The organism is Candidatus Magnetominusculus dajiuhuensis (assembly GCF_046044395.1).
GTDB classification, from domain to species: domain Bacteria; phylum Nitrospirota; class Thermodesulfovibrionia; order Thermodesulfovibrionales; family Magnetobacteriaceae; genus Magnetominusculus; species Magnetominusculus dajiuhuensis.
In genome coordinates, this window is record NZ_JBJUSG010000184.1 from 1 (window position 1) to 5,106 (window position 5,106).

Consider the following 5,106-nt stretch of genomic DNA (forward strand, 5'->3'; position numbering starts at 1 on the left):
ATAGGGATGCCCTCGCAGGGAAATCAACGGGTGTAGTTATTTAGACGCTTACATGAAGCAGGTTGTACTGGCGTCTTGCCGGATACTAACTTACCCATTCAGCCGGTTTTTATTATTTGTGGTATTATAATTCGACAAGAAACTCTTTCCGATATAACTGCTTAATCATTGGCGCTGGTTATTGTCCTTTTTTACCGCTTATGCGCTTACCTCGCAGGGCTCGACTGCCTTGCGGCGTTGCGCACGCGGCGCAAGGCAGTGCAACTGAACAATGAGCGCCCACGCTGTTGCCCAATCTGTACCCGTTGTGCCGCCGATGATAGGTCAAACGCCTTCTCCCAAACAATCAGCAGCCTCATGGTGACAATTTACCGCCGTGGTTGCCTACCCCATAATCATTTAGTAGAACAGGATACGATATTTTCGTATACCACATCTGAGCCATCGGTGTTAAGGGCAATCGCTGTGGTGTTTCCGCTGCTATCAACATTAGTCCAGATGCCGGTTATATTGCCTGGCGTGCCGCTTGATCTCGTAAATGTCAACGTGCTGGCGGTTGTTGATTCCACATTTCTGACTGAAACGTTCGTTGCGGTCAAATTGGTAACAGCAAAGACATGCTTACCTAAGACCAGGCCTTTCGAGCACGGGTTGCCCAGTATTGCCGGTGAAGCCACGTTGGACTTGACAACCAGAATTTGACTCGTATTGTCGTAAACATACGCCCCGTATGAATAACCAGTACCGGTTTGAGAAATAGTGCTGCCGTTAACTATATCCCAACCGGCAGTATTTTGATTAAACTGCCACATCAACCAGTATGGGGTGCCATTGACCGACAAACCATCAAATATTAAATAATACTGGCCATTGCCGGCATCGTAGAACTGTCCGCCCGTTCCAATCGCCGCTGAGAGTGTCACCGCGTGAGACTGCCCTGCAAACAAGGTTAACAATAGTGATACAACCAAAACTAAAAGCATTTTTTTTCTCATATTGCCTCCTTAGTTAATTAGGATTACTTTCTCTGGACGCAGAGTAACATTTTTAGTCGCCTTTTGTCAAACACGAGCCGAGCCGCCATTATCCCCTTATAACCTGGCCTTTGTGATTTTCAACGGCTTTTTTCAGGGTTATGCTAAAATACAGCCATAGAGGCAAATCGAAAAAGGCATATATGATTAAAATCATAGACTGCCCAAAGGAAAGCTGTTATGATTCCGAAAGGCGGTTATCGCCGAAGGGCCGTTGATGTTGGTAAACAACACTATGTAAAGAAAGTAAAAATCTGGAGGAAAAATGGAAAATGTAAGTCTTCACGGAAGCATAAACGAACTTCATGGAAAAGTTAAGAAAGACGGCATGTCAAGTATGCTTGAGCGTTTTGATGCCCAGGAAAAAACTCGCTGTACGTACTGCACTAAGGGTGTAAGCTGCCAATTATGCAGCCAGGGACCATGCAGGATAACAAAGTATGCCGACAGAGGTGTGTGCGGCATAGACGCAAATGGCATGGTGATGAGGAATTTGGTGCACATAAATATTTTTGGCACCGCCGCGTATTCATATCACGCGAAAACGGCGTTTAAGACGTTAAAGGCTGTGGGCGAGGGAAAGAGTCCTTTTGAGATAAAAAATGAAGAGATGCTCAATAGCGTTGCCGTTACCATTGGAGTAGGAAAACAGGACAGCCCAAAGCAAACCGCCCTAAAAGTGGCCGAGTTTTTCATGAATGAATTTCATCGTGACTCTGACGAGGAATCAAGGCTCGTTGAGATATTTGCCCCTGAGTCACGCAAAAAAATCTGGAGGGATATGGGGATTTTCCCCGGTGGTCCACTTCATGAAATCATGGATACAGAAACCCGGTGCATGACCAATATTGACTCGGACTATGTGTCTTTGGCGAAAATGGCTTTGAGAATGGGTATCTCTATGGCTTATTGTTCACAGGTTCCTCTTGAGATTGTCCAGGACATCCTTTTTGGCAGCCCCACTCCCCATGAGACCTTTGTAGATGTTGGAATCATAGACAAGGACTATGTAAATATCCTTCCAAACGGCCATGAGCCTTTTGTTGGGGCGGCTATCATAAAACTTGCACATCGCGATGATATTCAAAAGCTTGCCCGTGACAAGGGTGCCAAGGGTATCAGGGTTATCGGTTCTATTGAGACCGGCCAGGAGTTGATTCAGAGATTCCCCACAGATGATGTCTTTGCAGGTCTTACCGGCAACTGGATAAACCAGGAATATGTAATGGCAACCGGTGCCGTAGACCTGTTTGCGGTTGACATGAACTGTTCTGTGCCGACTTTGGGCCTTTACGCGGATAAATATAACTCAACCGTAGTCAGCGTATCGAAACTTGTCAGAATACCCGGAGTAAACGTTCACTTTGATTACACCGCTGAAAACGTAGAGGACATTGCGGGGAAGCTGATAAACATAGCAATTGCTAACTTTGAAAAGAGAAAGGGTAAAGCTACGCTTATTCCTCAGAAAAAACAAGACGCAATAGTGGGATTTTCAACCGAATCCGTGCTTAAAGCACTTGGAGGAACTTTGACCCCGCTTCTTGACGCGGTAAAGTCGGGCGCTATAAAAGGCATCACCGCCCTGGTAAGCTGCTCAACCCTGGCAAACGGACCACAAGACGCCGTAACCGTGGCAGTTGCTAAGGAGCTGATAAAGAGAGACATCCTGGTGCTCAGCGCAGGTTGTGGAAACGCGGCCTTACAGGTGGCGGGACTGCAAAGCCTCAAGGCCATAGAGTTAGCCGGCCCGGGGCTTCAGAGCGTATGCAAGGCGCTGGGAGTTCCGCCAGCACTGAGTTTTGGCACATGTACAGATACGGGAAGACTTGCTAATCTGGTAACAGCCGTAGCCGGGGCACTTGGCGTTGACGTGTCACAGTTGCCGGTAGCCGTAACAGCTCCTGAATTCATGGAGCAAAAAGCGACTATTGACGCTATGTTTGCAGTAGCCTTTGGTCTCTATACACATGTATCGCCGGTACCGGCTGTAACGGGAGCACCTGACGTAGTTAAACTCCTGACCCAGGATATTGAGAGTCTTACCGGAGGGAAAATTGCCGTCGGCGATGACCCTGTTCAAATTGTGGATGGGATTGAAGCCCACATCATGAAAAAAAGAAAGGCCCTGGGCATATAATACAGGGCAGAAGATAAATACCCCAAAGAGCGGAGATTATAGTCATTCCCCGCTCTTTGGGTAAACCCTGGTAATACTTATTAACTTAGGGAGAGTAGGCATGAATACAGCATCGTCCGGGGCGCGTCTTGTTATCATTGCGGCCATATTGTTCGGGTTTTTGACGTATGGTATCGCAGATAGCACTGGCGAAATATATACCCTGTCCATAGCACATATCAATGACACACATGGCCATCTTGAGCCATCTAACGTAGCCCTGACATACAACTCACGTTCTTTCACCGTGCGCGCTGGCGGGTTTCCACGGATTGCCGGAGCCGTGGCCGCCCTGAGAGAATCTCATCCTAACTTCTTATTCCTTCACGCGGGGGATGTGTTTACAGGAACTGTGTTTTTCTCGAAATACCATGGACTTGCCGATGTGGATTTCCTTAACGCGATGCTCCTTGACGCTATGGCTCCTGGTAATCACGAATTCGACAAGGGGCCTTCCGTATTTGCAGAATTTATCAACAAGGCGTCCTTTCCCGTCGTGTCGGCAAATATTGAATTGTCAACGGAATCTCCGCTTTACGGTCTGATTAAACCCTATACGATTATAGAAATAAATGGCCGCAAGATAGGCATTGTTGGCCTCACCACCACAGATACGCCGTCCATTTCCAAACCCGGCAAATCGGTTAAGTTCAATGATATTATAAAGTCCGCCCAGACCTCCATCTCTGCCCTGACACGGCAGGGTGTAAACATTATAGTTGTGCTGTCACACGTCGGCTATGAAAATGACCTCGTACTTGCCCGCACACTATCAGGCGTGGGCGTTATCGTAGGTGGGCACTCCCACACGCTCCTGGGGGATGACGCTCTCCTGCAGACTGGCCTTAACCCGACCGGGCCCTACCCGACAGAGGTACGCGGCAGAGATAACGCTACCGTTGTCGTCGTTACGGCATGGGAGTATGGAAAGATACTTGGCCTTGTTGATATAGACTTTGATGGCGATGGCAGGATTGTCTCTTATCGTGGTAGCCAGACGCTTATCCTCTCGGAAAACGCAGCTAATACGCCGGAGTCGGCAGAGTTTTACGAAGCTATTTCAAGCGGGAAGATTACTTCAAATCCACGTTTTCAGATAGTTAAAGAGGACCCTGTGGCGGCGCTAAAACTCGATAACTATACGGCTCCGATTAAACACTACATGCAGGAGACAATCGCCTACGCCGAAGAGACACTTAAACGCGCGAACAACGGGGGGCCAGGGCCGATTATTACCGACAGTATGCTCCAAAAGACCGCCGCCTCAGGCGCCGATATTGCCATTATGAACTCCGGGGGCGCGCGTATTGACCTGCCAAAGGGCAATATCTCAATCGCCGACGCCTACACACTCATGCCCTTCAGCAATACGATATATGTCCTGAAGCTCAAAGGTTATCAGATAAAAGACGCCATTGAGTCAACCATAGATTTTCAGATAAGTAAAATGAAAAAGCCCCCTTTTATATACGCCTCCGGCCTTAAATTTGTCATGGACTTGTCAAAGCCAAAGGGACAACGTGTTGCGGGCATGGAGGTAAAGGCGCGGGATACAGGGAAATACGTGCCTTTTAAGATGGACGCCTTCTACAAAATAGCCTTGAGCGAATATATCGCCAAAGGGGGCGATAGTTTTAAGCCGTCACAGGGGGCTGAAGCTGTTTCCCCGTTGAAGGCGGCAAGTTCCGCCGTGGATACCGGATTTGTAGACTCCGAGGTCTTTATAGAATATATCAAGTCGCTGAAAAGATTAAAAAATCCCATTGAACAGCGAATTAGTACGATTCAGTGACCCTAAATCCGACACAGAGATTCGAAAAAATGAAAAAGCCCTCACTGGGTGTCGTACCAAAGTAGAAATGTCCTATTCTTACCAAAATAGAAATGTCCTAT

3 protein-coding genes are annotated in these 5,106 nt (G+C 47.7%); 2 read left to right on the forward strand and 1 reads right to left on the reverse strand.

What is annotated here, in order from left to right:
- Positions 1 to 395: 395 nt before the first annotated feature.
- Positions 396 to 995: a hypothetical protein gene (locus tag AB7D94_RS16360; RefSeq protein WP_420267111.1), complete on the reverse strand. Its 600-nt coding sequence runs from the start codon at positions 993 to 995 to the stop codon at positions 396 to 398.
- A gap of 304 nt (positions 996 to 1,299) precedes the next feature.
- On the opposite strand from AB7D94_RS16360, the gene cooS reads away from it, so the two are divergent.
- Positions 1,300 to 3,174, forward strand: a complete 1,875-nt coding sequence (cooS, locus tag AB7D94_RS16365) for an anaerobic carbon-monoxide dehydrogenase catalytic subunit (protein ID WP_420267113.1) — start codon at positions 1,300 to 1,302, stop codon at positions 3,172 to 3,174.
- A gap of 100 nt (positions 3,175 to 3,274) precedes the next feature.
- On the forward strand, positions 3,275 to 5,005 hold the full coding sequence (locus AB7D94_RS16370; RefSeq protein ID WP_420267114.1) for a bifunctional metallophosphatase/5'-nucleotidase: 1,731 nt from the start codon (positions 3,275 to 3,277) through the stop codon (positions 5,003 to 5,005).
- The last annotated feature ends 101 nt before the right edge of the window (positions 5,006 to 5,106 follow it).